Source organism: Mycetohabitans rhizoxinica HKI 454 (genome assembly GCF_000198775.1).
GTDB classification, from domain to species: Bacteria; Pseudomonadota; Gammaproteobacteria; order Burkholderiales; family Burkholderiaceae; genus Mycetohabitans; species Mycetohabitans rhizoxinica.
On the sequence record NC_014722.1, the window covers coordinates 1,022,888 to 1,046,139 of the forward strand.

The 23,252-nt window shown below is 60.9% G+C and carries 26 protein-coding genes, 1 tRNA gene and 2 pseudogenes; 23 read left to right on the forward strand and 6 right to left on the reverse strand.

The window, feature by feature from the left end:
- The first annotated feature begins 24 nt into the window (after positions 1-24).
- The 12 genes from hisC to tatC all read left to right on the forward strand — a co-directional run bounded on the left by hisC (position 25) and on the right by tatC (position 7,844).
- Positions 25-1,095, forward strand: coding sequence for a histidinol-phosphate transaminase (hisC, locus tag RBRH_RS04760; RefSeq protein WP_013434860.1), 1,071 nt, complete (start codon positions 25-27; stop codon positions 1,093-1,095).
- 48 nt (positions 1,096-1,143) lie between these two features.
- Positions 1,144-1,731, forward strand: coding sequence for an imidazoleglycerol-phosphate dehydratase HisB (hisB, locus tag RBRH_RS04765; protein ID WP_041753290.1), 588 nt, complete (start codon positions 1,144-1,146; stop codon positions 1,729-1,731).
- 281 nt (positions 1,732-2,012) lie between these two features.
- On the forward strand, positions 2,013-2,654 hold the full coding sequence (gene hisH, locus RBRH_RS04770) for an imidazole glycerol phosphate synthase subunit HisH (RefSeq protein ID WP_013434863.1): 642 nt from the start codon (positions 2,013-2,015) through the stop codon (positions 2,652-2,654).
- Positions 2,655-2,934: 280 nt separating this feature from the next.
- Positions 2,935-3,684 carry a 1-(5-phosphoribosyl)-5-[(5-phosphoribosylamino)methylideneamino]imidazole-4-carboxamide isomerase gene (hisA, locus tag RBRH_RS04775; RefSeq protein WP_041753292.1) on the forward strand — a complete coding sequence of 250 codons (750 nt, stop codon included), beginning with the start codon at positions 2,935-2,937 and terminating at the stop codon, positions 3,682-3,684.
- Positions 3,685-3,768: 84 nt separating this feature from the next.
- Positions 3,769-4,542: an imidazole glycerol phosphate synthase subunit HisF gene (gene hisF, locus RBRH_RS04780; protein WP_013434865.1), complete on the forward strand. Its 774-nt coding sequence runs from the start codon at positions 3,769-3,771 to the stop codon at positions 4,540-4,542.
- Complete coding sequence (gene hisI / locus RBRH_RS04785) at positions 4,542-4,943, forward strand: phosphoribosyl-AMP cyclohydrolase (RefSeq protein WP_013434866.1); 402 nt, start codon at positions 4,542-4,544, stop codon at positions 4,941-4,943. The genes hisF and hisI overlap by 1 nt, the downstream gene beginning before the upstream one ends.
- A 41-nt stretch (positions 4,944-4,984) precedes the next feature.
- Positions 4,985-5,365, forward strand: coding sequence for a phosphoribosyl-ATP diphosphatase (locus RBRH_RS04790; RefSeq protein ID WP_041754169.1), 381 nt, complete (start codon positions 4,985-4,987; stop codon positions 5,363-5,365).
- A 29-nt stretch (positions 5,366-5,394) separates the two neighbouring features.
- Entirely contained in the window at positions 5,395-5,802 is a 408-nt protein-coding gene (locus tag RBRH_RS04795; RefSeq protein WP_041754170.1) for a DUF4870 family protein, read from the forward strand.
- A 24-nt stretch (positions 5,803-5,826) separates the two neighbouring features.
- Positions 5,827-6,189 (forward strand): histidine triad nucleotide-binding protein, encoded by a 363-nt coding sequence (locus tag RBRH_RS04800; protein WP_013434869.1) that lies wholly within the window; start codon positions 5,827-5,829, stop codon positions 6,187-6,189.
- Between the two features lie 31 nt (positions 6,190-6,220).
- Complete coding sequence (tatA, locus tag RBRH_RS04805) at positions 6,221-6,454, forward strand: Sec-independent protein translocase subunit TatA (protein WP_041753293.1); 234 nt, start codon at positions 6,221-6,223, stop codon at positions 6,452-6,454.
- A 33-nt stretch (positions 6,455-6,487) separates the two neighbouring features.
- Positions 6,488-7,015 carry a Sec-independent protein translocase protein TatB gene (gene tatB, locus RBRH_RS04810; RefSeq protein WP_013434871.1) on the forward strand — a complete coding sequence of 176 codons (528 nt, stop codon included), beginning with the start codon at positions 6,488-6,490 and terminating at the stop codon, positions 7,013-7,015.
- A 46-nt stretch (positions 7,016-7,061) separates the two neighbouring features.
- On the forward strand, positions 7,062-7,844 hold the full coding sequence (gene tatC, locus RBRH_RS04815; RefSeq protein WP_041753294.1) for a twin-arginine translocase subunit TatC: 783 nt from the start codon (positions 7,062-7,064) through the stop codon (positions 7,842-7,844).
- Positions 7,845-7,933: 89 nt separating this feature from the next.
- Here the strand turns inward: tatC and RBRH_RS04820 are convergent, their stop codons facing one another.
- Positions 7,934-9,136, reverse strand: a complete 1,203-nt coding sequence (locus tag RBRH_RS04820) for a Do family serine endopeptidase (RefSeq protein WP_013434873.1) — start codon at positions 9,134-9,136, stop codon at positions 7,934-7,936.
- 19 nt (positions 9,137-9,155) lie between these two features.
- Between RBRH_RS04820 and RBRH_RS04825 the strand changes: the two genes are divergently transcribed.
- On the forward strand, positions 9,156-9,902 hold the full coding sequence (locus RBRH_RS04825) for a Nif3-like dinuclear metal center hexameric protein (RefSeq protein WP_013434874.1): 747 nt from the start codon (positions 9,156-9,158) through the stop codon (positions 9,900-9,902).
- Here the strand turns inward: RBRH_RS04825 and RBRH_RS18690 are convergent.
- The gene (locus RBRH_RS18690; RefSeq protein ID WP_157864350.1) at positions 9,873-10,307 is read right to left on the reverse strand and encodes a hypothetical protein; all 435 of its coding nucleotides are present in this window, start codon (positions 10,305-10,307) and stop codon (positions 9,873-9,875) included. The two genes, RBRH_RS04825 and RBRH_RS18690, sit on opposite strands and share 30 nt — an antisense overlap.
- Before the next feature lie 269 nt (positions 10,308-10,576).
- Here RBRH_RS18690 and petA point away from each other — a divergent pair, with 269 nt between their 5' ends.
- The 6 genes from petA (at position 10,577) to RBRH_RS04860 (ending at position 14,862) form a co-directional block, all read left to right on the forward strand.
- A complete protein-coding gene (gene petA, locus RBRH_RS04835) occupies positions 10,577-11,197 on the forward strand; it encodes a ubiquinol-cytochrome c reductase iron-sulfur subunit (RefSeq protein WP_041753295.1) in 621 nt (206 codons plus the stop codon).
- Positions 11,198-12,583: a cytochrome b gene (locus RBRH_RS04840; protein WP_013434877.1), complete on the forward strand. Its 1,386-nt coding sequence runs from the start codon at positions 11,198-11,200 to the stop codon at positions 12,581-12,583.
- A gap of 32 nt (positions 12,584-12,615) precedes the next feature.
- The gene (locus RBRH_RS04845; RefSeq protein WP_041753297.1) at positions 12,616-13,368 is read left to right on the forward strand and encodes a cytochrome c1; all 753 of its coding nucleotides are present in this window, start codon (positions 12,616-12,618) and stop codon (positions 13,366-13,368) included.
- Positions 13,369-13,462: 94 nt separating this feature from the next.
- Positions 13,463-14,074, forward strand: coding sequence for a glutathione S-transferase N-terminal domain-containing protein (locus tag RBRH_RS04850; RefSeq protein ID WP_041753298.1), 612 nt, complete (start codon positions 13,463-13,465; stop codon positions 14,072-14,074).
- Positions 14,075-14,165: 91 nt separating this feature from the next.
- Entirely contained in the window at positions 14,166-14,744 is a 579-nt protein-coding gene (locus RBRH_RS04855; protein WP_013434881.1) for a ClpXP protease specificity-enhancing factor, read from the forward strand.
- Positions 14,745-14,786: 42 nt separating this feature from the next.
- Positions 14,787-14,862: transfer RNA gene (locus RBRH_RS04860), tRNA-Thr, on the forward strand.
- Positions 14,863-15,366: 504 nt separating this feature from the next.
- On the opposite strand, the gene RBRH_RS04865 is transcribed toward RBRH_RS04860, so the two are convergent.
- Positions 15,367-15,948: a hypothetical protein gene (locus tag RBRH_RS04865; protein WP_041753300.1), complete on the reverse strand. Its 582-nt coding sequence runs from the start codon at positions 15,946-15,948 to the stop codon at positions 15,367-15,369.
- 766 nt (positions 15,949-16,714) lie between these two features.
- Here RBRH_RS04865 and RBRH_RS04870 point away from each other — a divergent pair.
- The gene (locus tag RBRH_RS04870) at positions 16,715-16,942 is read left to right on the forward strand and encodes an AbrB/MazE/SpoVT family DNA-binding domain-containing protein (protein WP_013434885.1); all 228 of its coding nucleotides are present in this window, start codon (positions 16,715-16,717) and stop codon (positions 16,940-16,942) included.
- The gene (locus tag RBRH_RS04875; RefSeq protein ID WP_013434886.1) at positions 16,939-17,325 is read left to right on the forward strand and encodes a type II toxin-antitoxin system death-on-curing family toxin; all 387 of its coding nucleotides are present in this window, start codon (positions 16,939-16,941) and stop codon (positions 17,323-17,325) included. Before RBRH_RS04870 ends, RBRH_RS04875 begins: the two co-directional genes overlap by 4 nt.
- A gap of 57 nt (positions 17,326-17,382) precedes the next feature.
- On the opposite strand, the gene RBRH_RS04880 is transcribed toward RBRH_RS04875, so the two are convergent.
- The 3 genes and pseudogenes from RBRH_RS04880 to aptA form a co-directional block, all read right to left on the reverse strand.
- Complete coding sequence (locus tag RBRH_RS04880; protein WP_041753301.1) at positions 17,383-18,747, reverse strand: sigma-54 dependent transcriptional regulator; 1,365 nt, start codon at positions 18,745-18,747, stop codon at positions 17,383-17,385.
- Positions 18,748-19,087: 340 nt separating this feature from the next.
- Positions 19,088-19,394: pseudogene (locus RBRH_RS18695) on the reverse strand (glutamine synthetase); the annotation flags it as partial.
- Between the two features lie 79 nt (positions 19,395-19,473).
- On the reverse strand, positions 19,474-20,802 hold the full coding sequence (aptA, locus tag RBRH_RS04885) for an omega-aminotransferase AptA (protein WP_013434889.1): 1,329 nt from the start codon (positions 20,800-20,802) through the stop codon (positions 19,474-19,476).
- 198 nt (positions 20,803-21,000) lie between these two features.
- On the opposite strand from aptA, the pseudogene RBRH_RS17060 reads away from it, so the two are divergent.
- Together RBRH_RS17060 and RBRH_RS04900 are read left to right on the forward strand one after the other, a co-directional pair.
- Positions 21,001-21,515: pseudogene (locus RBRH_RS17060) on the forward strand (aminotransferase class III-fold pyridoxal phosphate-dependent enzyme); the annotation flags it as partial.
- A 155-nt stretch (positions 21,516-21,670) separates the two neighbouring features.
- Positions 21,671-23,143 (forward strand): NAD-dependent succinate-semialdehyde dehydrogenase, encoded by a 1,473-nt coding sequence (locus tag RBRH_RS04900; protein ID WP_013434893.1) that lies wholly within the window; start codon positions 21,671-21,673, stop codon positions 23,141-23,143.
- Positions 23,144-23,252 lie beyond the last annotated feature (109 nt).

Below are 23,252 nucleotides of genomic sequence, written 5' to 3' on the forward strand. Positions count from 1 at the left end.
GCGGGACAGCTTGGACACCAGACTATGACGATACCCCAGAACATCATTCGCCCGGACGTGCTGGCAATGACGAGCTATCCGGTACCGGATGCCGCCGGCTTGATCAAGCTGGACGCAATGGAAAACCCCTACGCGCTGCCGCGGCCGCTTGCGCACCGGCTCGGCGAGCGGCTTGCCCAGGTCGCGTTGAACCGCTATCCAATGCCGCGGCCCGGCGCATTGCTGGACAAGCTCAAGTGCGCGATGCAGGTGCCGGCTGATTGCGACGTGCTGCTGGGCAACGGCTCGGACGAATTGATCAGCCTGATTGCGACCGCGTGCGCGAAGCCGGGCGCCAAGATCCTGGCGCCGGTGCCCGGCTTCGTGATGTACGCGATGTCGGCCAAGCTCGCGCAGCTGCAATTCGTTGGCGTGCCGCTGAATGCCGATCTGACGCTGGACGTGGGCGCGATGCTGGAGGCCGTCGCCGCGCACCAGCCCGCGGTGATCTATCTGGCCTATCCGAACAATCCGACCGGCACACTGTTCGACGACGCGGATCTCGAGCGGGTTGTGCGCGCGGCCGACCGGTCGCTGGTGGTTATCGATGAGGCGTATCAACCGTTTGCGCAGCGCAGCTGGATGTCGCGGGCCGGCGAGTTCGACAACGTGGTGGTCATGCGCACCGTCTCCAAGCTGGGCCTGGCCGGTATCCGGCTCGGCTATCTGGTCGGCTTGCCAGGCTGGATCAACGAGTTCGACAAGGTGCGTCCCCCCTACAACACTAACGTGCTGACGCAGGCGACGGTCGATTTTATGCTCGATCACCTGGAAGTGCTCGATGCGCAGGCCGCTGAATTGCGTGCCGAGCGGGCGCGACTTGCCGAGGCGATCGGCGCGTTGCCGGGTGCTCACGTGTTTCCGAGTGCGGGAAACTTCCTGCTGGTGCGCGTGCCGGATGCCGCCGCGGTGTTCGACGCGCTGCTCGGTGCACGAATTCTGATTAAAAACGTGAGTAAAATGCATCCATTGCTGGCTGAGTGCGTGCGGATCACGGTCAGCACGCCGGATGAGAATGCACAATTGCTAGCTGCGTTGAGCAATGCGCTGGTTTGATCGCGTGTGAGTCGCTGTTTAATTTTTCCGCCATTTTCAGGAACATCCATGCGTATTGCGGAAGTCGTGCGCAACACGAGCGAAACGCAGATCCGAGTGAAGGTCAATCTGGACGGTACTGGCCAGCAGAAGCTGAACACCGGGGTGCCGTTTCTTGACCACATGCTGGACCAAATTGCCCGCCACGGCTTGATCGATCTCGAGGTCGACGCGCGCGGCGATTTGCACATCGACGACCACCATACGGTCGAGGACACCGGCATCACGCTAGGCCAGGCTATCGCCAAGGCGATCGGCGAGCGCAAGGGCATCCGCCGCTACGGCCACGCGTACGTACCGCTGGACGAAGCATTGTCGCGCGTCGTCATTGATTTTTCTGGACGCCCGGGGCTGGAGTTTCATATCCCCTTCACGCGCGCGCGGATCGGCAACTTCGATGTCGATCTAACGATCGAATTTTTCCGCGGCTTTGTCAATCATGCCGGTGTCACGCTGCATATCGACAACCTGCGCGGCCTGAACGCGCATCATCAGGTCGAGACCGCGTTCAAAGCGTTCGGCCGGGCGCTGCGTATGGCCGCCGAGATCGATGCGCGCGCGGCCGGACAGATCCCGTCGACCAAGGGCATCTTGTAGGGCAAAGTGCAACCGTTGCTCAACCGCGCGTTGCCATTTTGTTTGAGCCTGACCGCGAACCAGAACGTGGCGCAGAGGCGTTGCACGAGGGGACGAGTCGCACGATACGCGTCGCGTCGATATCGGTGGTCTGCGTGAACGCGGTATCGGCCACGCTCGGCGAGCGGATCGGGTGGAAAACACGGCTACCGGTACTCAGGTAGCCGGCGAACAGCGCGCGGGGCGGGCGGTGCGGCCACCCGCTTGAATTTGGGACGGATGTTTACCAGAAGCGGGTCTGCATGAAAACTTCGATAGCGATTGTCGACTACGGGATGGGCAACCTGCGCTCGGTTTGGCAGGCGATGTTGCGCGCCGCGCCACAGGCCGATGTGCAAGTGGTCAGCGATGTGCACAAGGTGCGCGCCGCGCACCGCGTGGTGCTGCCCGGCCAAGGGGCGATGCGCGATTGCATGGCGTCGCTGGCTGCCTCGGGGCTGCAGGACGCGGTGCTGGATGCGACACGCACCAAGCCGGTCCTGGGCGTGTGTGTCGGCGAGCAAATGCTGTTCGACTGGAGCGAGGAGGCCGATACGAAGGGCCTGGGCGTGCTGGCCGGCAAGTGTCTGCGCTTTCAACTGGACGGCAAGCTGCAGGACGACGGCTCGCGCTTCAAAGTGCCACAGATGGGCTGGAACCGGGTGCGGCAGACCCGGCCCCACCCGCTGTGGGAGGGTATCGCCGACCAAAGCTTCTTTTATTTCGTACACAGCTATTATGTGGTGCCCGACGGTGCGTCCGACACCGTGGGGGAAACGGTGTATGGCGCGCCGTTTACGTCCGCGGTAGCACGGGATAATATTTTCGCCACCCAATTCCATCCCGAAAAAAGCGCGGAAGCGGGGTTGCAGCTGTATCGCAATTTTGCCCAGTGGAATCCATGACGATTGCTCGGAGCCTAGTGTCCAATGCCTAGTGCTCGGTGCTCGGTGCTCGGTGCTCGGTGCTCGGTGCTCGGTGCTCGGTGCTCGGTGTCCGGTGTCCGGTGTCCGGCGTCCGGTGTCCGGTGTCCGGTGTCCGGTGGCGCAGCCTTCGGCACTAGGCCGCGCGCCGGCCAGGTCCGCCTGACAACTTGTACTAAACTAGCGAAAACCTGCCGTCACACCGCAACGCAACGTGATGGCAGCCCAATGAATTTTTCACCCAGACTGACACGTGATAGTTATGTTGCTCATCCCGGCCATCGACCTCAAGGACGGTCAATGTGTGCGCCTGAAACAAGGCGATATGGACCAGGTGACGGTCTTTTCCGAGGACCCGGCGGCCATGGCCCGTCACTGGGTGGACAACGGTGCGCGTCGGCTTCATCTGGTCGACTTGAACGGTGCGTTTGCCGGCAAGCCGAGGAACGAAGAAGCGATCCGCTCGATCATCGCCGAGGTTGGTGATGAGATGCCGGTGCAGCTCGGTGGCGGGATTCGCGACCTCAATACGATCGAGCGGTACCTGGACGATGGATTGTCGTATGTGATTATCGGCACGGCCGCGGTGAAGAACCCGGGATTCCTGCGGGATGCGTGCAGTGCATTCGGCGGCCATATCATCGTCGGGCTGGACGCGAAGGATGGCAAAGTGGCCACGGACGGCTGGAGCAAGCTGACCGGGCACGAGGTGATCGACCTGGCGCGCAAGTTCGAGGATTACGGCGTCGAGGCGATCGTCTATACCGATATCGGCCGCGACGGCATGTTGCAGGGCATCAACATCGAGGCGACCGTGCGTCTCGCGCAGGCGGTCAAGATTCCGGTGATCGCCAGCGGCGGGCTGTCGAACCTGGCCGACATCGATGCGCTGTGCGCCGTCGAGGACGAAGGGATCGAAGGTGTGATTTGTGGGCGCGCGATCTATTCCGGCGAGCTTGATTTCACGGCCGCGCAGAACCTTGCCGATTCGCTGCGCGAGTCTCGCGCCTGAGGCTGCGGCGCGCACCGCGGGTCGGCTGCCCGTGCGCCGCCATCGCGCTGGTCACACGCGTTTCACTTTTCAGCACCTACTTTCATGGCTTTACCGAAACGCATCATTCCGTGTCTTGACGTGACCGCCGGACGGGTCGTCAAGGGCGTCAATTTCGTCGAACTGCGCGACGCCGGCGATCCGGTCGAGATCGCGCGGCGCTACGACGAGCAGGGGGCTGACGAACTCACGTTCCTGGACATTACCGCGACGTCCGACGGGCGCGACCTGATTCTGCCGATCATCGAGTCGGTCGCCGCGCAGGTGTTCATCCCGCTGACGGTCGGCGGTGGCGTGCGTACCACCGAGGATGTACGACGGTTGCTCAATGCAGGCGCCGACAAAGTCAGCGTCAATTCCACCGCGGTGGCCAATCCGCAGTTCGTCCGCGATGTGAGCGAGCGCTACGGTTCGCAGTGCATCGTCGTTGCGATCGACGCGAAGCAGGTCGGCGACTCGCATGAGGTGCCGCGTTGGGAGGTGTTTACGCATGGCGGCCGCAAGGCGACTGGACTCGACGCGGTGCAATGGGCGCGCCGGATGGCGCAGTTCGGGGCCGGCGAGATCTTGCTGACTAGCATGGACCGGGATGGTACCAAGAGTGGATTCGATCTGGCGCTCACGCGTGCGGTATCGGATGTGGTGTCGGTGCCGGTCATCGCCTCGGGCGGCGTGGGCTTGCTGCAGCACTTGGCCGATGGGGTGACCGATGGCCATGCGGACGCGGTACTGGCCGCTAGCATTTTCCACTACGGCGAATACACGGTCGGCGACGTGAAGCGGTTCATGGCCGAACGTGGCATTGCAGTGAGGCAGTAATGGGCGGCAATGACTGGCTGGACAAGGTGAAATGGGATGCGAACGGCTTAGTGCCGGTGATCGCGCAGGAAGCGTCGAGCAACGATGTGTTGATGTTCGCGTGGATGAACCGTGAAGCGTTAGCTAAGACCATTGAGCTGGGGCGCGCCGTCTACTTTTCCCGCTCGCGTAACAAGCTGTGGTTCAAGGGCGAGGAATCCGGCCATGTGCAGCACGTGCGCGAAGTGCGGCTGGACTGCGACGAGGATGTTGTGCTGTTAAAGGTCGAGCAGGTATCCGGCATGGCCTGCCATACCGGCCGGCATTCATGTTTTTTTCAAAAATTCGAAGGCACTGTGGACGACGGAGAATGGATATCGATCGACCCCGTGCTGAAAGATCCGGAAAGCATCTATCCATGATCCACCATACTCAACCTGCGCTGCAGCGGACGGCTGACGCCATGAGTCCGCGGGACGCGAACGATGCTCTGCGCGACGTGCTGCTGCGGCTGGCGGCAACGATCGATGGCCGCAAGGGGGGCGACCCCGAGGCCTCTTATGTCGCGCGACTGTTTCACAAGGGCGACGACGCGATTTTGAAAAAGATCGGTGAAGAGGCGACCGAAGTCGTGATGGCGGCCAAGGATGCGCGTCACGGGGGCTCGAGCGCGACGCTGGTGAACGAGGTGGCCGACCTGTGGTTCCATTGTCTTATCATGTTGTCGCATTATGGTGTCGGACCCAATGACGTGCTGACCGAACTGCAACGCCGCGAGGGCCTGTCGGGCATTGAAGAAAAGGCGTTGCGCAAACGGCGCGAGCGCGAACAGAATGGTGATTGAGCCGTGCGGCAGTGCTGTGGAGCGATGCGATGAATGATCCGTTAGATGACAACGAGCGTGCGGTGCGCACGCTCCAGCGTGCGCCGCTGGACGAACAGCGACTGCGTTCGCTCAGAACGCTGACCCATCTGTTGTACGCGCTCTATGCGTTGTTGTGGTTTACTGGCGGCGTGTCAGCCTTGATCGCTGTCATCGTCAACTACATCAAGCGTGACGATGTCGCGCACACGCCGTACGCCGCGCATTTCGCCTGGCAGATCCGCACCTTCTGGTGGGGATTGGTGTGGGGTGGCGTGGGTTTTGCCACAATGGTGATCATGATCGGTTTCGCCATCTGGTTTGCCGCCGGCGTCTGGGTGCTTTACCGGATCATCAAGGGATGGCTGTATCTGAACGACAACAAGCCGTTGCCGGTGCGACAGCGGGCGGCGGTATGACGGTGGACTGTTTGGAAACGTGATATGACGCAATCCGACTGTATCTTTTGCAAGATCGCGAGCGGTGAACTGCCGAGCAAAAAGGTGTTCGAGAACGACGAATTCGTCGCGTTCCACGATCTGCGGCCGGCAGCTGCCGTGCACGTGCTCGTCATTCCTCGAAAACATATTGAAACACTGTCTCATTGCACGGAAGACGATGCGCCGCTGCTTGGTAGAATGACAATACTGGTCGCGCGCCTGGCCGAGCAATTGGGTTGCGCGTACACCGGGGGGCAGACCGGTTTCCGGACCGTCATCAATACCGGGCCGGGGGGCGGGCAGGAGGTCTACCACCTGCACGCGCATATCCTTGCCGGCCCGCGGCCGTGGCTGCGTATGGGCTGACATCCCACGCAATCGAAATCGGAGAGTTTTTATGGGCTCATTCAGTATTTGGCACTGGCTGATCGTGCTGTTGATCGTGGCGTTGGTGTTCGGCACGAAAAAGCTGCGCAACATCGGCAGCGATCTCGGCGGTGCGGTCAAAGGTTTCAAGGACGGCATGCGCGACGCGGAAGGGGCCGACGCCGATTCGCACAAGGAACTGCCACGCTCCGGCACGATCGACGTCGATGCGAAGGAAAAGTCCGGTTCGCGCGATGCGCGTTGAGCGCCCGGCTCACACGTTGACCGGCTCACCGCGATGCTCGACTTAGGCCTCAGTAAGATGGCGTTGATCGGCGTTGTTGCGCTGATCGTAATCGGCCCGAAGAAGCTGCCCGGTGTGGCGCGTACCGCGGGCGCACTGTTCGGCCGTGCCCAGCGCTATGTGAACGACGTCAAGGCGGAGGTGATGCGCGAGATCGAGTTGGACGAGTTGCGCAAGATGAAGTCCGACTTCGAGGATGCCGCGCGAAACATGCAAACCTCGATTCACGAGCACGTGCAACAAGCGCAAACTGAGCTGACCGAGGGCTGGCGCGACGGCACCGGCCCGAACACGGACAGCGCCGAGCAAGGCGTCAGCGCCGGCGCGTCGAATTCGATTTGGCACGACTCGCCCAGTGGCGCGGTGCGAGCATCGTCGCGCAAAAACTGGCGGGTCAAGCGCACGGTGACACCGGTGTGGTACAAACGGGTCGCTGCACGTCGTACCCATGTGCAGTCGGGCGCGGCTCGCGTGGCGCGGCATACACCGCCAAACCTGCGGCGGCCGATCCGTTTCCTGTGATCCTGTCCCGTTTCCTGTCCACTTCTTTTCTCCGTCCCAGGCCGCTGTGAGCGAAGCTCCGCACAATCCGCAGAACGAAGACACCGAAGAAACGTTTATTTCGCACTTGATCGAGTTGCGCACGCGGGTGATCCGCGCTGCCGTCTCGGTGCTGGTGGTGTTCGTGTCGCTGGTCTATTGGGCGCCGGACATTTTTCGGCTGCTGGCTCATCCGCTGATGGCGAACCTGCCCAAGGGCGGCAAGATGATCGTCACCGACGTCACCGGCTCGTTCTTCGTGCCAATGAAGGTGACGATGCTGGTGGCGTTCGTGATCGCGCTGCCGGTGGTGCTGTATCAAATCTGGGCGTTTGTTGCGCCGGGCCTGTACCAACATGAGAAAAAGCTCGTGCTGCCGCTGGTTTCAAGCAGCTACGTGTTGTTTCTGTGCGGGATGGCGTTCGCGTATTTTGTTGTTTTTCCGACCATCTTTCGCGTAATGGCGCACTACAATGCGCCGCTCGGCGCCGAGATGTCAACGGATATCGACAATTACCTGAGCTTTGTGTTGACGATGTTCATCGCGTTCGGCGTGACGTTCGAAGTGCCGATCGTCGTCGTGCTGCTCGCGAAGCTGAATATGGTGACGGTAAACAAGCTCAAGGAAGTGCGTCCGTACGTGATCGTCGGCGCGTTCGTGGTCTCCGCCATCGTGACGCCACCCGACGTTTTCTCCCAACTCATCCTCGCGGTGCCGCTGCTCGTGCTATACGAGCTCGGGATCATTGCGGCACGGCTGCTGGTTACTCGGCAGCCGGACAGCGAGCCCGAAAGCGAAGAGGCAAAATAGCGGCACGGCGGGCCGTGCTGCGCGCCTTTATGCTGAGCGCCGCGCGGCGGCGCCCGCCACTTCGTCGTCGCCGTTATCGGCGGCGCTCGTCATTCATCGTCGTCGCCGTTGTCCAGCGCTTGCTTGGGCGGCGGCGGGCGCTTGCCGATCGTCACGTCGATGTCCATTTCGTGCGACTTGCGCCACAGGTGCACCTTCGCGACCGTGCCGGGCTGAATCAGCGCGATCACGTTGAGCAGGCGCGTCGTGTCAGTGATATCCTCATCGTTGACCTTCACGAGGATATCGCCCGGCTTGATACCGGCCTTGTCCGCCGGTCCGCCTCGCAGCACGCCCGCCACGATCGCGCCTGATTTCTGTTGTAGACGGAACGATTCCGCGATTTCCGGCGTCACGTCTTGAGGCTCGACACCGATCCAGCCGCGCGTGACCGTGCCCGTTGTGATGATGCTCTCAAGCACGCTGCGCGCCGTCGACACTGGAATGGCAAAGCCGATTCCCAGTGAGCCGCCGCTGCGCGAATAGATCGCGGTATTGATGCCGAGCAAGTTACCGTTCACATCGACCAGTGCGCCGCCGGAATTACCCGGGTTAATCGGCGCATCGGTCTGAATAAAGTTTTCAAAGGTGTTGATCCCCAGGTGATTGCGTCCGAGCGCGCTGATAATGCCCATCGTCACCGTCTGGCCGACCCCGAACGGATTGCCGATCGCCAGCACGACGTCGCCCACGCGCGCATGTTCCATCCGTCCGAGCGTGATCGTCGGCAGATTGGGTAGACTGATCTTGAGTACCGCCAGATCCGTTTCCGGGTCTACGCCGATCATTTTCGCGCTCGCCGTGCGCCCGTCGGCCAACGCGACCTCAATCTCGTCGGCGCCGTCCACCACGTGCTGGTTCGTTAGAATGTAGCCCTCCGAGCTCACAATGACGCCGGAGCCGAGGTTGGACGCGGGCTCCTGGCGTTTGCGCTCGTAGTTGCGGTCGCCGAAGAAATAGCGGAACAGCGGGTCGTTGGCGCGCGGATCCGGCATTTGAGAGCCGTCTTTGCTGGAAAATACGTTCACCACTGCCGGCATCGCGTGCTGGGCGGCGTCTGCGTATGACGTGACCAGTCCGCGGCCCGCCATGCCCGGGGCGACCTCCTGCAGCGCGACGATGGGGGAGGCCAGCTGTTGCCCGAGGTTCCCTTGGCGCTGCAGCCACTGCGGCTTCAGCGTCGCGACGATGAACATCAACGCGAGCAGTACTGTCACCGCCTGCGCAAAGAACAGCCAAAAGCGTCTAAGCATCTGAACTTATGGGGCTTGCATGGATCGAAATGAACTTGAATTGTACTTGAACGGGTTGCTCGAAACCTCGCGGTTCCGGGACTATTGCCCCAACGGGTTGCAAGTTGAAGGTCGTCGCCGGATCGAGAAGGTCGCCACCGGCGTGAGTGCTTGCGCGGCGTTGCTCGAGGCGGCGATCGACTGGAAAGCTGACGCGGTGCTCGTGCATCACGGGTATTTTTGGAAAAACGAAGCGCCGCAAATCACGGGCCACAAGTATCGGCGACTGCGCCTTTTGATCCAGAACGACATCAACCTGTTGGCTTACCACCTGCCACTGGACGCACATGCGGAACTGGGCAATAACGCGCAGCTCGGCGCGCGGATGGGGTGGCAGGCCGACGCGCGGTTCGGTGACAACGATCTCGGCTTCCTCGCCACGCTGCCGATGCCCACGTCGCTGTCGCATCTGGCCGCACAGGTCGGCAATACGCTCGGGCGCGCGCCGCTCGTGCTGGGCGATCCTGATCGCAAGTTGCGCCGTGTCGCGTGGTGTACCGGCGCCGCGCAAGGCTACTTCGACGAGGCGATCAGGGCCGGCGCCGATGTCTACCTGAGCGGCGAAGTGTCCGAGCCCACCACCCACTTGGCGGCGGAGTCCGGCGTGGCGTATGTATCGGCCGGCCACCATGCGACCGAACGTTACGGCGTGCAGGCTATCGGAGCCCACTTGGCCGACGCATTCGGTTTGGAGCATCTATTCATCGACATCGACAATCCGGTCTAGTCGGGCTGCGTCGATATCTACGCCGACAAATCCGTATGCGTCGGCGGGGAACAAATGGTGCGACGTATTGCCGCATCCGTGCCGTGCCGTGCCGTGCCGTGCCGTGCCGTGCCGTGCCGTGCCGTGCCGTGCCGTGCCGTGCCGTGCCGTGCCGTGCCGTGCCGTGCCGTGCCGTGCCGTGCCGTGCCGTGCCGTGCCGTGCCATGCCGTGCCATGCCGTGCCATGCCGTGCCGTGCCGTGCCGTGCCGCATCCGTGCCAAGCCAAGCCAAGGGGCGGCGCGCACCTGCGCAGACCGCAACGCCCGCATTCGGCACATCGTACCGTCCGCATTCAGCGCATCGCGCCCCGCATTGATATATCGCGCCGCCGCATTCGGCGCATCGCGCTCCTGCATTCGGCACATCGCACTGCCGGGCTGGACTCCACAGCGGGGTGCGCCCGTCAGCCGCAGTGCCCCCGCGGATCCCGTGTGACGTCGATTTCGTGATTTTTGTTAAGTAGTTGCTTAATATAAGAGGCCGTGCTATACGAATCGGTGCCGCCAAACCCTTGCGTAGCAAGCCTTTACGCGGCAGGCCGCAACCTAGGCTTGTAAATGGCGCCTGCATTCCCGCACACTATGAATGGGTAGCCGAAGGAAGACTGGAGTCCAACCAAGAAGTGGGGCGTGTGATGCGAGACAAGGAAGACAATCGCGTCGATGGCAGCCGCCGTACCTGGCTGATAGCGACGTCAGTAGCGGGTGGAATGGGAGGCATGACAACCCTGGTGCCGTTTGCTGCATCGCTGGCACCGTCCGAAAAGGCCAGGGCCGCAGGTGCGCCGGTTGAGGTGGACATTAGTACCTTGAAGCCCGGCGAAATGATGACTGTTGCATGGCGCGGCAAGCCTGTGTGGATCATCAATCGTACCGAGCAGATGCTGGCCGAGGTCACCAAGGCTGACGGCGAGGTGGCCGATCCGCATACGCAGAATCCATTTTCGATCCCGCTCCCCGAGTATTGCCAGAACGAATACCGCTCCCGTCCCGAGCACAAGAACATCCTCGTGCTCGTGGGCATCTGCACGCACTTAGGCTGCTCGCCGAGCCCGCGTTTTTTACCGGGTCCCCAGCCGAACCTGCCGGCCAACTGGCCGGGCGGTTGGCTGTGTCCGTGCCATGGCTCGACCTTTGACTTGGCCGGCCGCGTGTTCAAGAACAAGCCCGCACCGCAAAACCTGGATGTACCGCCGTTCATGTTCAAGACGGCCACGCAGCTCGTGATTGGCCAGGACGAGAAGGGAGAGGCGTAAATGGCGACGACGGACAACTCTGATGAAGGCACAGGCCTGCTCGGCTGGATCGATCGCCGTTTTCCACTGAGTTCAACATGGAAGGCGCACGTATCCGAGTACTACGCACCAAAAAACTTCAACTTTTGGTATTTCTTCGGCTCACTGGCCCTGCTCGTGTTGGTGATCCAGGTCGTCACCGGCATTTTCCTGGTGATGAACTACAAGCCTGACTCGCAGTTGGCGTTTGCGTCGGTCGAGTACATCATGCGCGAAGTGCCGTGGGGCTGGCTGATCCGGTACATGCATTCGACCGGCGCATCGATGTTTTTCGTCGTCATCTATCTGCACATGTTCCGGGGGCTGTTGTACGGCTCCTATCGCAAGCCACGCGAACTGGTGTGGATCTTCGGCTGCCTGATCTTCCTGTGCCTGATGGCCGAAGCGTTCTTCGGTTATTTATTGCCGTGGGGCCAGATGTCGTTTTGGGGTGCACAGGTCATCGTGAACCTGTTCTCCGCGATTCCGTTTATCGGTCCGGACCTGGCACTGTGGATCCGTGGTGACTACGTCGTGTCGGATGTCACGTTGAACCGCTTCTTTGCGTTTCACGTGATCGCGATCCCGCTGGTGCTCATCGGCCTGGTCGTCGCTCATATCGTCGCGCTGCACGAAGTGGGCTCGAACAACCCGGACGGCATCGAGATCAAGGCAAAGAAAGACGCAAAAGGCATTCCGCTCGATGGAATCCCATTCCATCCGTACTACTCGGTGCACGACTTCTTCGGCGTCTGCGTCTTCCTGCTCGTATTTTGCGCGATTATCTTTTTCGCGCCCGAGATGGGCGGCTATTTCCTCGAGGCGAACAACTTCGTGCCGTCCGACCCGCTCAAGACGCCGACCGAAATTGCGCCGGTCTGGTACTTCACCGCGTTCTACGCAATGCTGCGTGCGACGACGGACGACTTTAAGATCGCGTTGATGATCGTGGTCGGGCTGCTCGGCATGCTCGGCTTAATCAAGGCCCGCGGAGGCGTGAAGAAGACGGGCTCGGTCGTGGCTGCCGTGCTCGTGATTCTCGCAATGGCCAGCACCCAGGCCAAGTTCTGGGGCGTCATCGTCATGGGTGGCGCCGTCCTCACGTTGTTTTTTCTACCGTGGCTTGATCGCAGCCCGGTCAAGTCCATCCGCTATCGTCCGGGTTTTCATCGATTCTTCTATGGAATCTTCGTCGTCGTCTTCCTGACACTGGCCTTTCTTGGCACCCGGCCCCCCTCGCCGGCCGCGACCGTGATCGCGCAGGCCTGCACGCTAGTGTATTTCGCCTTCTTCCTCGGGATGCCGTTCTGGACTCGCCTGGGCACATTCAAGCAGCCGCCCGAGCGCGTGACCTTCAAGCCGCATTGAACGCGGGAATCGGACGCGAACGGAGAATACCAATGAAGAAATGGCTTTCGATACTTGCGCTGCTGGCGGCGACACTGGCTGGCACGCTGGGCGTGGCCCGTGCCCAGGAGGAGGATATCGTCCTCGATCGCGCGCCGGACCGCACCAACAATCTTGCGTCGCTGCAACGTGGCGCGCAGTTGTTTGTGAACTACTGTCTGAACTGCCACAGTGCGAGCATGCTGCGCTACAGCAAGCTGCAGTCGATCGGCATCCCGCAGAAGGAAATCGAGGACAACCTGCTATTTAGCGGCGGCAAGGTCGGTGACACGATGACTGTGGCGATGCGCCCGGCTGATGCGCAGGAGTGGTTCGGCGTCGCGCCGCCGGACTTGTCGCTCGAGGCGCGCGCGCGAGGTGTGGACTGGCTGTACACGTACTTGCGCACGTTCTATCGCGACCCGACGCGGCCAACCGGGTGGAACAACCTCGCGTTCCCGAATGTCGGAATGCCCCATGTACTGTGGCAACTGCAGGGCGTGCGCGATGCGAAATTTATTGAACAAAAAGGTGAGGACGGTGAGGTGACGCACCAGTTCGACGGCTTTACCCAGGTGAGCAACGGGACGCTTGCGCCGATAGACTATGATTCGTCTGTCGCCGACCTTGTCTCCTACCTTGCCTGGATGTCAGAGCCGGCACGCAAGACGCGCGAGCGCGTAGGCGTGTGGGTGCTGCTGTTTCTCGGCGTACTGACTCTGTGCGCCTGGAGGCTCAACGCCGCGTACTGGAAAGATATCAAGTAAGCACGCCGTTCGCGGTGTGGGGCTGGCAGCCAAGAAGACCGGCATGGGGCGGTCTTCTCAGCGCTGGCCCTTCGGTTTTTTGAGGAAAGTAGAAATGATGGTTTTGTATTCCGGTACCACTTGCCCATTCTCCCAGCGTTGCCGGCTGGTGCTGTTCGAAAAGGGCATGGACTTCGAGATCCGCGATGTCGACCTGTTCAACAAACCGGAGGACATCTCGGTGATGAACCCGTACGGGCAGGTGCCGATCCTCGTGGAGCGCGATCTGATCCTATACGAGTCGAACATCATCAACGAGTATATCGACGAGCGTTTCCCGCATCCGCAATTGATGCCTGCTGATCCGGTCCAGCGTGCTCGTGCACGGCTGTTCCTGCTCAATTTTGAGAAAGAGCTGTTCGTGCACGTTGGCACGCTCGAGAACGAGAAGGGCAAGACGGCCGAGAAAGCGCACGAGCGCGCGCGTGCGGCGATTCGTGACCGGCTGACGCAATTGGCACCGATCTTTGTTAAGAACAAGTACATGCTGGGCGAAGAGTTCTCGATGCTTGACGTGGCGATCGCGCCGCTGTTGTGGCGTCTGGATCACTATGGCATCGAGCTGTCCAAGAACGCGGCGCCGCTGATGAAATATGCGGAACGCATTTTTAGCCGGCCGGCCTATATCGAGGCGTTGACGCCCTCCGAGAAGGTGATGCGTCGTTAAGCGGCGGCGGGCTTGAGTCCCCAGTCGTAACTGCTTGCCGGTGTGACGCCCGCGTGCCGGGCGCGACGCGTCGGCAGGTCGAGGAACAATAATGCAAGAGATTTCCACCAAGCCCTATTTGTTGCGCGCGCTCTACGAGTGGTGCACGGACAATGGATTGACGCCGCATATCGCGGTAAAGGTCGACAACCACACGCGTGTCCCGCGACAGTTCGTGCGTGACGGCGAAATTGTGCTTAATATCAGCTTCGATGCGACCAGCCAGTTGCAAATGGGCAACGATGTGATCGAATTCCTCGCGCGCTTCTCCGGCAAATCGCACAAGATTGAGGTGCCGGTGGCCAACGTCCTGGCCATTTATGCGCGCGAGAACGGGCAGGGAATGGTGTTCCCGGTCGAAGGGATTCCAGATGAGCCGGTCGAAGGCGCACCCGAGTTCGAGGCCCTTGCGGCAGACGAATTTTACGATATGACGCCCCAGGAGAAGCAGCGCATCCTACGAGAGCGTGTGTTGCAGCAAGTGGGACAGAGCGGGCCGGCCGTAGTCGGCCGCGACATGCAGCGCGGCCAGCACTCAGAGGGTCAGGCTGTGCAAGAGCCCGACGCTGCCGATGCCGGGGGCGAGGGTCGGAAGGACAATAGTCGCAAGCATCTGAAAGTGATCAAGTGATCTTTTGCCGCAGACCCAGGCTGTAGTATACTGTTTAGCTATGCCGGCTTAGCTCATCTGGTAGAGCAGTTGATTTGTAATCATCAGGTGGCGGGTTCGAGTCCTGCAGCCGGCACCAATACTGACGCGGGTCCCAGCGAATGGGGCCCGCATTTTTTTTGTTCTACAAAACCCGCTTTGTTCTACAAAATTACTTTTGCTGACAAGGCGGAGGCCGCGTAGCGCGCTCCGAAGGGCCAACTGGCAGCGAAGCACTTAACGCTGGTTGGTGCTGCATGACCTGCCGACAATAGAAGCAGCAGCCGGTTACCATCCCAGCTCACAGAAGGCGGCTGACCATGCAGGTAGCGTCACCGGTCGATCGGCGATTGGATAAGAGCACGGCTGAGTTGGCGATGCGATAATGCCCATCTTGGCGAGGTGAATGAAAAAGGTTGACGCACACTTGCCAAGCTTGCCTACTGGGATAAACGGGGACATATCATCCGGCAATGAGCGCGACAGCGCCAAGCATGACGAAGAACTCTCGCTATCTGAGCTATAACCAGGCGTACTTACACACATCGCTTACAAACAAAATTGTGCCGTAGCTGTCTGGGATTCGATGATGTGGTTTGCTTTGTCACACTTGGATGCGCGTGTGCCGTTTGGCATTTAGCGTCTCCCTTTTCCAGATAACAGAGTGCATCCAGCGAGTAGAAGACTCTAATACCGTGGCAATAGCCAGAGGGCAGGCCGCGTTTGACTTCAACGCAGCCGCGCAGCGGGTTTTGTGTGCTGGCGATAGTTCCATTGATTGGGACCGTTCCCACAGGGCGGTGAGCGGTTCGGCCCGCAGATCCGGTTCGGCTTGAATCTGCTCAATCTCGCCTATCAATTGTTGTAGCGACGCGAGATCGGAGACGCTGTCTGCTTGCTGGTAACAGCGCCACGCCCATCGTCTTTCCTCCATCAGGGCATAGGTGTTGCGATTGACACGTGAAAACTCGGGGATATGATCCAACGGTAGGTAGCGTGCGACCTCCAGAATCACTTCGCCTGGCAAAGTGTCGTAGATTCTGGGCTTTTTGGGGCGTGCGTCGAATGTGGTGTCCGCTGATCGTTTTGCGCCCGTAGGCGGTGCAGCGGGCGACGCTTGGTGGGCTTGTTCGTTCATCGCATAAATAGCGATGGGGGCAGTATCCAATGCGTCGTTAAAGTCCATCGACAATTCCGGGAGTCAGATATGGGCCATAAAGCGGGTGATCAGGGCGAGAAGGCCCCTGGCGCTGAGGCCAGGATGAGCGTAGGGTGTAGCTGGGCACAGATGGGCCGCCGTGGGACGGACGAGGGCGGATCATACGGTGATTCACTGCCTGCTGGGCAGCAGGCTAGCGAAGAACGAATGCCTAAACGCGACTGCGAGCGGCCATCGGCTAGTTTTGTGTCGAATACTCATAACGTTGGCTCAGAAAGCGCAGTCTCCTCCTTGCCCGCCGGCTTCGCTTAAGTCAGTGGTTTTCATGAACTCACTGGCATGCTCGGTTAGCCTTTGTGATGTGCGTTTCCGATGGTGTCAACAGCAACTTAGAAGTGGCTCTTTCCCACTTTGTGTAAAGTTTCACGTCACAAATCAGCATCGATTCAACACGCGAGTACAAAGCAGCTAAAAGTCGACGCGGCCATACATTTGTCGCTTGAGAAACTTGAGCCGATTGACATAGCTTTCGACGATACCGTTACTGTAGGGGCAGCAGTGCTGCGTCATAGTCGTGGCCGAGACCTGCCGCTAATCACCACATTTCAGGCACGCCGCTGGCTTGCCAGTTCACACAAAGTGTGAAAGAGTCAGTATTACTTTGACGCTAACAACTGCGCCGCGGTGACTTGCTGCGACGCGGTTGGCGCGTGCTGGTTGGCCGCTGATTGAGTTACGGTTAAGGTAGAGGGTCTGGTACGTAATAAAAATTATAAAGAATCCCGAGAATGCAATGCTTACGTTCAAGGTCACGACAGTCGGGGCGTCAGCTGGCTTCATCCTCACCAAGGAAGCGATGGCACGGCTCAAGGTGAAGAAGGGGGATACGGTGTATTTGACGGAGGCGCCGGAGGGGGGCTATCGGATTACACCCTATGATCCCGATTTCGAGCGTCAAATGAGGCTGGCGGAAGAGATCATGCATGACGACCGCAATATCTTGCGGGCGCTTGCCAAGTGACCGCTTGGCGATGGGTTCGCGCGGATCTAATCTATGCCGTGCATGATCGCCAGCTAGCCGAGCATGGTGGTCTTGATGGCGTGCGCGACATAGGCGCTGTGGAGTCGGCATTGGCGCAGCCGCAGAACCTCGATACATACGGCGAGGCGGACGTTGCGGCACTGGCGGCCGCGTATGCGTATGGCTTGGCTCGGAATCATGGTTTTGCGGATGACAACAAGCGCACTGCATGGATTGCCGCGCGCTTGTTTCTTGCTGACAATGGTTATCGCATGCAGTTTGATCCGGCTGACGCGGTTAGGACGATGGAAGGCGTTGCCTCCGGCGAGATTGATGAGGGACAACTTGCAGCGTGGTTTCGACAGCGGGTTGCGGTTGTTTGATGCGTCGGCAGAGCGGCGTCTAGCGCCGCACCGCGATGACCGCCCCGGCTCTGGGAGTTACCCCGCGTCCGTAGCCATCTCCGCAAGGCGCTGGGTGCGCAGTCGGCGGTACAGCGTGGAGCGGGAAATACCCAACTCTCGTGCCGCTTCGGTTTGCCGGCCGCGGTGCCGCTTCAGCGCCTGGTCGATCAAATGGTCATCGACGACCATGGGCGGCTTGATGATCGGCACGGCCTCCGGCGGCACCCACTGCTCAAGTTCCAGATCGCGAGCCGTCAGGATGGTGCCATCCGTCATCACCAAGGCGCGCCGTACGCGGTTGATCAACTCGCGCACGTTTCCGGGCCACGGATAGCGACGCATGGCGGCCATGGCCGACGGGGAAAAACCCTTCACGTGCGGCGCATCGGACTTGTATCGTTCAAACATGCATTGCGCGAGCACCTCGATGTCCTTGCCGCGCGTGCGCAACGCGGGCTGCTCCACGCGTAGCACGCATAGCCGATGGTAGAGATCGGCGCGAAAACGTCCGGCATTGACCGCCTCTTCCAGGTTCGCGTGCGTGGCTGAAATGACTCGCACGTCAACGTGGATCGTGTCACGCCCACCCAGGCGCTGGATCGTGCGCTCTTGCAGGAAGCGTAACAGACTGGTCTGACTCTCCAGCGGCAGGTCCGCGATCTCGTCGAGGAACAACGTGCCGTGGTGGGCCGTTTCGATCCGGCCGAGCTTGCGCGACAACGCTCCGGTGAACGCGCCGCGCTCGTAGCCGAACAACTCGGACTGGACCAGGTGAGATGGTATTGCCCCGCAGTTGATCGCGACGAACGGCCGATTTGCACGCGGTGAGCGCTCGTGGATCGCGATCGCGGTTAGCTCCTTGCCGGTGCCGGACTCGCCGGAAATGAGCACCGGCGCGTCGGTGCGCGCGATCCTTGGGATCTTGTCGAACAGCTTTAGCATCGTCTCGCAGGTACCGATCATCCGGCCCTCGCGTGAGCGTGACGGGCCCTGAGACGCACGCAGCATGAGCATACCGTACGCGTGTGCGACCGCATCGGCAACGCGCTCCTGCGACGCGGGAAGCGTTACATAATCAAAACAATAGTCACGAAGCACCGCCTTGACTGCCGCGATACTGAGCTGCCGTGGCTCGACTAGACCGACCCAGGCTACCTCCGATGACGCCTGGCAGCGCGACAGCGCGTCGAGCCATTCGGTGTCGGGCACCGTGCTCAGGTCGAGGATCCCGCCTGCTTGAACGACATGCTGTAGTGCGTGCCGGACGGCCTGCCCATCGTCGACGACCGATACGAGCCAGTTACGTCGGGATAAGTATTGTCGCAGGTCCCGACGCGGCTCGCGCGTCCAGTAGACGAGTTTTCGAGAAATGGTGAATTGACTGTCGTTAGCTAGCGACATGACTACCCCGTATCGATGCATTGTTTTTGTTGTATGGACAATCATATCCGCGGCATAACGCGGAAGTGATAAATCTTGTCAAATCGTCGGTTGGCATGTCGCAATCGAGGCCGCAGCAACAGCGAATAGATATCAGACAGGTGAGTCTATCGCCCCCCGCCGTCTCTGCCGGCTTGGGATGTCCGGCACTTTCAGACTATAGCGAGGCTTGTTCGCCGGGGCCGGCACGCATGCGAAAGAGGAGCGAGAAAAACGCAACGCGCCGACACTGTGGGTGTCGGAAGTGATGGGGCGAGTGGCTGAAAAGATAATATCGGGCGAGAACGTCGTCGGATGTCCGTCATACGTGCAACAGCAAGTGCTTGTGTTCCCACGAACTGATCACGTAGAAGAACACTTCGTACTCTGTTTTCTTCCACGCAAGGTAAGCCTTGACGAATTCCTTGCTCAGGACCGCGGCCAGCGGCTCACATGCCTCCAGCAGCGTCAAGTCTTCTGCAGATTGTGCGGCAACTAGTGCGGTTGCTGATATCCGTCGTTAGACAGGGGCTCGGTCGGCTTGAGCGCTTGAGGCATACCAGGTAGCTGGCCGCGAGCGTGCCGGCAATGGCCCGCTAGGGATTGCAGTTCGTACCCAATATGCGATTCCGAGGAAGACTACTTAGTGTCCGGCATAGACGAACCACGATGGCCGTCCATTCCTTTTTTGCGCAGCGACTGGTGTCGTTACTTTAGCGTCTGCAACGCGTTGCGCACCGTGTCAAAGACTTGCGTGATTTGTTGCTCGGAGATGATCAGCGGTGGTGAGAATGCGAGCGTGTCCCCGGTATAGCGGATCAATACGCCAAGCTCGAAACACTTGACGAACGCTTCGTAGGCACGCGCGCCGAACGCGCCGTCGCGCGATTCCAGTTCCACGCCGCCGACCAACCCCAGGTTGCGTACATCCTTCACGTACGGCGCATCGCGCAGCGCGTGGATCGCGTTCTCGAAAAAAGGCGCGATCTTTGCCGCCCGTTCAAACAATCCCTCGCGTTGATACAGGTCCTGCGCTGCAACTGCCGCTGCCGCCGCGATCGGGTGAGCCGAGTACGTATAGCCATGAAACAGTTCGATAGCACCCGGCGCGCTGGCATTCACGATCGTGTCGTAAATCTTCCTGTCCGTGGCTACCGCGCCCATCGGCGCGGCGGCGTTATTGATTGCTTTGGCCATCGTGATCAGGTCTGGCTTGACGCCGAAGAACTCAGCGGCCGTCGCGCGACCGAGCCGCCCGAACGCGGTGATGACTTCGTCGAAAATCAGCAAAATGTCGTGCTTGGAACAGATCTCCCGCAGCCGCTGCAGGTAGCCTTTTGGCGGAATCAGCACGCCAGTCGAGCCGGCCACCGGTTCGACGATCACGGCTGCGATCGTGGACGCGTCGTGCAAAGCGACCAGCCGCTCGAGTTCGTCGGCCAGATGCGCGCCATGTTCGGGCTGTCCGCGGGAAAATGCGTTCCTTGCCCGATCGTGGGTGTGCGGCAGATGGTCGACTGCAGGCAGCAGCGCGCCGGAGAATGCCTTACGGTTGGCGACAATGCCGCCTACCGAGATGCCGCCGAAACCGACTCCATGGTAGCTGCGCTCGCGGCCGATCAGCCGGGTGCGCTGCCCGTGGCCGCGCGCCCGGTGGTAGGCGAGCGCGATCTTCAGCGCGGTATCGACCGACTCCGATCCCGAGTTGGTGAAAAAGATGCGGTCCAGCCCGTCCGGCATGACGCGGGCCACCTTGGTCGCCGCCTGGAAAGCGAGCGGATGGCCCATTTGGAACGGCGGCGCATAGTCGAGCGTGCCGGCCGATTGCTGCATTGCGGAGACGATCTCCTCGCGCGCGTGACCCGCATTCACGCACCACAGGCCGGCCACGCCATCGAGTACCTTGCGGCCATCACTGGCCGTGTAGTACATGCCCTTGGCTGACGTCAGCAGGCGCGGCGCGGCCTTGAACTGGCGATTGGCGGTGAATGGCATCCAGAAGTTCGACAGATCGCCAGTGATATCGGATGAAGTCATGGTCGCTCCTTGAGTCGTTGTCCCACTCTATCGCCGCCCGGTCACCGACGGACAGATATAGTTTGCAACTGTGCTCCTAACTTTATTGTTTGTCACCCAAACTGTACTGGACCACACGACCACACGACCACACGATCGAACAACATCGGCTTCGCGCCGGCGCGCAATTGCCGTCGGTGCGCAAGTTGGCTCGCACGCACCGGCCATCGTCATCCGAGGGGGAGTCGCGATACGCCGGCAATTAGACAAAGGCTTGATGCATACCGCGTATCAGGTGGTTCCGTACGCGTCGTACGTTCGAGAAGATCAACGAATTGGCCGAGAAAACCAACGTTTTGGCACCGATCAGCGGCCCGAAAAGAGCGCGTTTTTTACGACCGGCGCCGAAGCGGTTGAGAATGCGGTGAAAATCGCGCGGCTTGCGCAAGCTATGCGACGAGCATGAGATCGTGTTGTTTGCCGATGAGATCCAGACTGGTTTTGCGCGCATCGGCACATTGTTCGCGATGCAGCGCTTCGATGTCAGCCGGACCCGGATGCCGATGGCAAAGAGCCTGAGCGGCGGCATGCCGCTGTCCGGCGTGGTCAGCTGGGCCGCGCTGATGGATGCTGTGGAACCCGGCGGGCGGGGCACCTACGCGGGCAATCTGCTCGCCTGCGCGGCGGCGCATGCAGTGCTTGACTCACAAAGCGAGTCCAGCAGCATGCCTCGAAGGTGGCCTGTTGCTGCTCTTATGCAGCGTACATGGTAATGTGTTTCGCTACCTTTTCCTGCTGACGATCGAGCCGGCAGTGCTGGATGAGGAACTGGACATACTTGAACATGCGCCGACGCACGGCACCGTCGCGCAAGCATAGGAACAGGAGCATGGGATCGGACAATCAGACGTTATCGTTGAAGGATTCGTCACTGCTGCGCGATCTGGCCTACGTCAACGGGGCATGGGTCGGCGCGGATGAAGGGCGCACGTTCGAGGTGATCGATCCGGCGACGGGCCGCACGCTAGCGGCCGTTCCGGCGATGGGCGCGGCCGAGACGCGTCGCGCGATCGATGCGGCGCAGCTTGCACAACGCGCATGGCGTGTGAAGACGGGTAAAGAGCGTGCCGCGGTACTGCGTCGCTGGCACGATTTGATGCTGGCCAATGCGCACGACCTGGCCACGATCATGACGGCCGAGCAAGGCAAGCCGCTTGCTGAGGCGAAAGGCGAGATCGGCTATGCGGCATCGTTCCTCGAGTGGTTTGCGGAAGAGGCCAAGCGGGTGAACGGCGACACGTTGGCGAGCCCCGCCGGCGACAAGCGGCTCGTCGTGCTGAAGGAACCGGTGGGCGTATGTGCGGCGATCACACCCTGGAATTTCCCGGCGGCGATGGTCACGCGCAAGGTGGGCCCCGCGTTGGCGGCCGGCTGTGCGCTCGTGCTCAAGCCGGCGGAAGCCACGCCGCTGTCGGCGCTTGCGCTGGCCGCCCTGGCCGAGCGCGCCGGCGTGCCGGCGGGTGTGTTCAGCGTGGTCACGGGCGATCCGAAGACGATCGGCGCGGAAATGACGTCCAATCCGCTCGTGCGTAAGCTGTCATTCACGGGCTCGACGCCGGTCGGGCGGCTGCTCGCGGCCCAGTGTGCGCCGACGATCAAAAAGCTGTCGCTGGAGTTGGGCGGCAATGCGCCGTTCATCGTATTCGACGATGCGGATCTGGACGCGGCCGTGGAGGGGGCGCTCGCCTCGAAGTACCGCAATGCGGGCCAGACTTGCGTGTGCACGAACCGCTTCTACGTGCACGACTCGGTGTACGACGCATTCTCGCGCAAGCTTGCCGATGCGGTCAGCCGGCTCAAGGTGGGCAACGGGTTCGACGCGGAGGTCACGCAGGGACCGTTGATCAACCAGGCCGCGGTGGACAAGGTTGAGTCGCACATCGCCGACGCGCTTTCCCACGGCGCGCGCGTGCTCTCAGGCGGCAAGCGGCACGCGTTGGGCGGCACTTTCTTCGAGCCGACGGTATTGGCCGGCGTGACCCAGGCCATGCGCATCGCGCGCGAGGAAACGTTTGGACCCGTTGCGCCGCTGTTCCGGTTCAGTACCGATGATGAAGTGATCCGTCTGGCCAACGAGACAGAATTCGGGCTGGCTGCGTACTTCTATAGCCGAGATCTGGGGCACGTGTGGCGCGTGGCGGAAGCGCTCGAGTACGGCATGGTGGGAATCAACACGGGCTTGATCTCGAATGAGATCGGCCCGTTCGGCGGTGTGAAGCAGTCAGGGCTGGGGCGCGAGGGGTCCAAGTACGGGATCGATGAGTATCTCGAGCTTAAGTACTTGTGCATCGGTGGGGTTTGATTCCTTCTGGTCGGGCGTGCCGCTTGGGACTGCGGTGCGTTGTGCACCAGCGGTTCCGGCAATCCCGCCCTGGTGTGCCGGAAGCCTTGTGCGTTGCGGCCCGGCGTCG

What these genes read in the sequence shown, in the direction of transcription:
- RBRH_RS04865 (WP_041753300.1), bottom strand. Translation starts at nt 15,948, where the DNA reads ATGGACTTTAACGACGCATTGGATACTGCCCCCATCGCTATTTATGCG.
- RBRH_RS04820 (WP_013434873.1), bottom strand. Translation starts at nt 9,136, where the DNA reads ATGCTTAGACGCTTTTGGCTGTTCTTTGCGCAGGCGGTGACAGTACTG.
- RBRH_RS18690 (WP_157864350.1), bottom strand. Translation starts at nt 10,307, where the DNA reads ATGTGCCGAATGCAGGAGCGCGATGCGCCGAATGCGGCGGCGCGATAT.
- RBRH_RS04795 (WP_041754170.1), top strand. Translation starts at nt 5,395, where the DNA reads ATGAATGATCCGTTAGATGACAACGAGCGTGCGGTGCGCACGCTCCAG.
- hisH (WP_013434863.1), top strand. Translation starts at nt 2,013, where the DNA reads ATGAAAACTTCGATAGCGATTGTCGACTACGGGATGGGCAACCTGCGC.
- RBRH_RS04825 (WP_013434874.1), top strand. Translation starts at nt 9,156, where the DNA reads ATGGATCGAAATGAACTTGAATTGTACTTGAACGGGTTGCTCGAAACC.
- aptA (WP_013434889.1), bottom strand. Translation starts at nt 20,802, where the DNA reads ATGACTTCATCCGATATCACTGGCGATCTGTCGAACTTCTGGATGCCA.
- RBRH_RS04845 (WP_041753297.1), top strand. Translation starts at nt 12,616, where the DNA reads ATGAAGAAATGGCTTTCGATACTTGCGCTGCTGGCGGCGACACTGGCT.
- hisF (WP_013434865.1), top strand. Translation starts at nt 3,769, where the DNA reads ATGGCTTTACCGAAACGCATCATTCCGTGTCTTGACGTGACCGCCGGA.
- RBRH_RS04850 (WP_041753298.1), top strand. Translation starts at nt 13,463, where the DNA reads ATGATGGTTTTGTATTCCGGTACCACTTGCCCATTCTCCCAGCGTTGC.
- hisB (WP_041753290.1), top strand. Translation starts at nt 1,144, where the DNA reads ATGCGTATTGCGGAAGTCGTGCGCAACACGAGCGAAACGCAGATCCGA.
- RBRH_RS04840 (WP_013434877.1), top strand. Translation starts at nt 11,198, where the DNA reads ATGGCGACGACGGACAACTCTGATGAAGGCACAGGCCTGCTCGGCTGG.
- tatA (WP_041753293.1), top strand. Translation starts at nt 6,221, where the DNA reads ATGGGCTCATTCAGTATTTGGCACTGGCTGATCGTGCTGTTGATCGTG.
- petA (WP_041753295.1), top strand. Translation starts at nt 10,577, where the DNA reads ATGCGAGACAAGGAAGACAATCGCGTCGATGGCAGCCGCCGTACCTGG.
- RBRH_RS04855 (WP_013434881.1), top strand. Translation starts at nt 14,166, where the DNA reads ATGCAAGAGATTTCCACCAAGCCCTATTTGTTGCGCGCGCTCTACGAG.
- hisA (WP_041753292.1), top strand. Translation starts at nt 2,935, where the DNA reads ATGTTGCTCATCCCGGCCATCGACCTCAAGGACGGTCAATGTGTGCGC.
- RBRH_RS04900 (WP_013434893.1), top strand. Translation starts at nt 21,671, where the DNA reads ATGGGATCGGACAATCAGACGTTATCGTTGAAGGATTCGTCACTGCTG.
- RBRH_RS04870 (WP_013434885.1), top strand. Translation starts at nt 16,715, where the DNA reads ATGCTTACGTTCAAGGTCACGACAGTCGGGGCGTCAGCTGGCTTCATC.
- hisC (WP_013434860.1), top strand. Translation starts at nt 25, where the DNA reads ATGACGATACCCCAGAACATCATTCGCCCGGACGTGCTGGCAATGACG.
- RBRH_RS04880 (WP_041753301.1), bottom strand. Translation starts at nt 18,747, where the DNA reads ATGTCGCTAGCTAACGACAGTCAATTCACCATTTCTCGAAAACTCGTC.
- hisI (WP_013434866.1), top strand. Translation starts at nt 4,542, where the DNA reads ATGGGCGGCAATGACTGGCTGGACAAGGTGAAATGGGATGCGAACGGC.
- RBRH_RS04800 (WP_013434869.1), top strand. Translation starts at nt 5,827, where the DNA reads ATGACGCAATCCGACTGTATCTTTTGCAAGATCGCGAGCGGTGAACTG.
- RBRH_RS04790 (WP_041754169.1), top strand. Translation starts at nt 4,985, where the DNA reads ATGAGTCCGCGGGACGCGAACGATGCTCTGCGCGACGTGCTGCTGCGG.
- tatB (WP_013434871.1), top strand. Translation starts at nt 6,488, where the DNA reads ATGCTCGACTTAGGCCTCAGTAAGATGGCGTTGATCGGCGTTGTTGCG.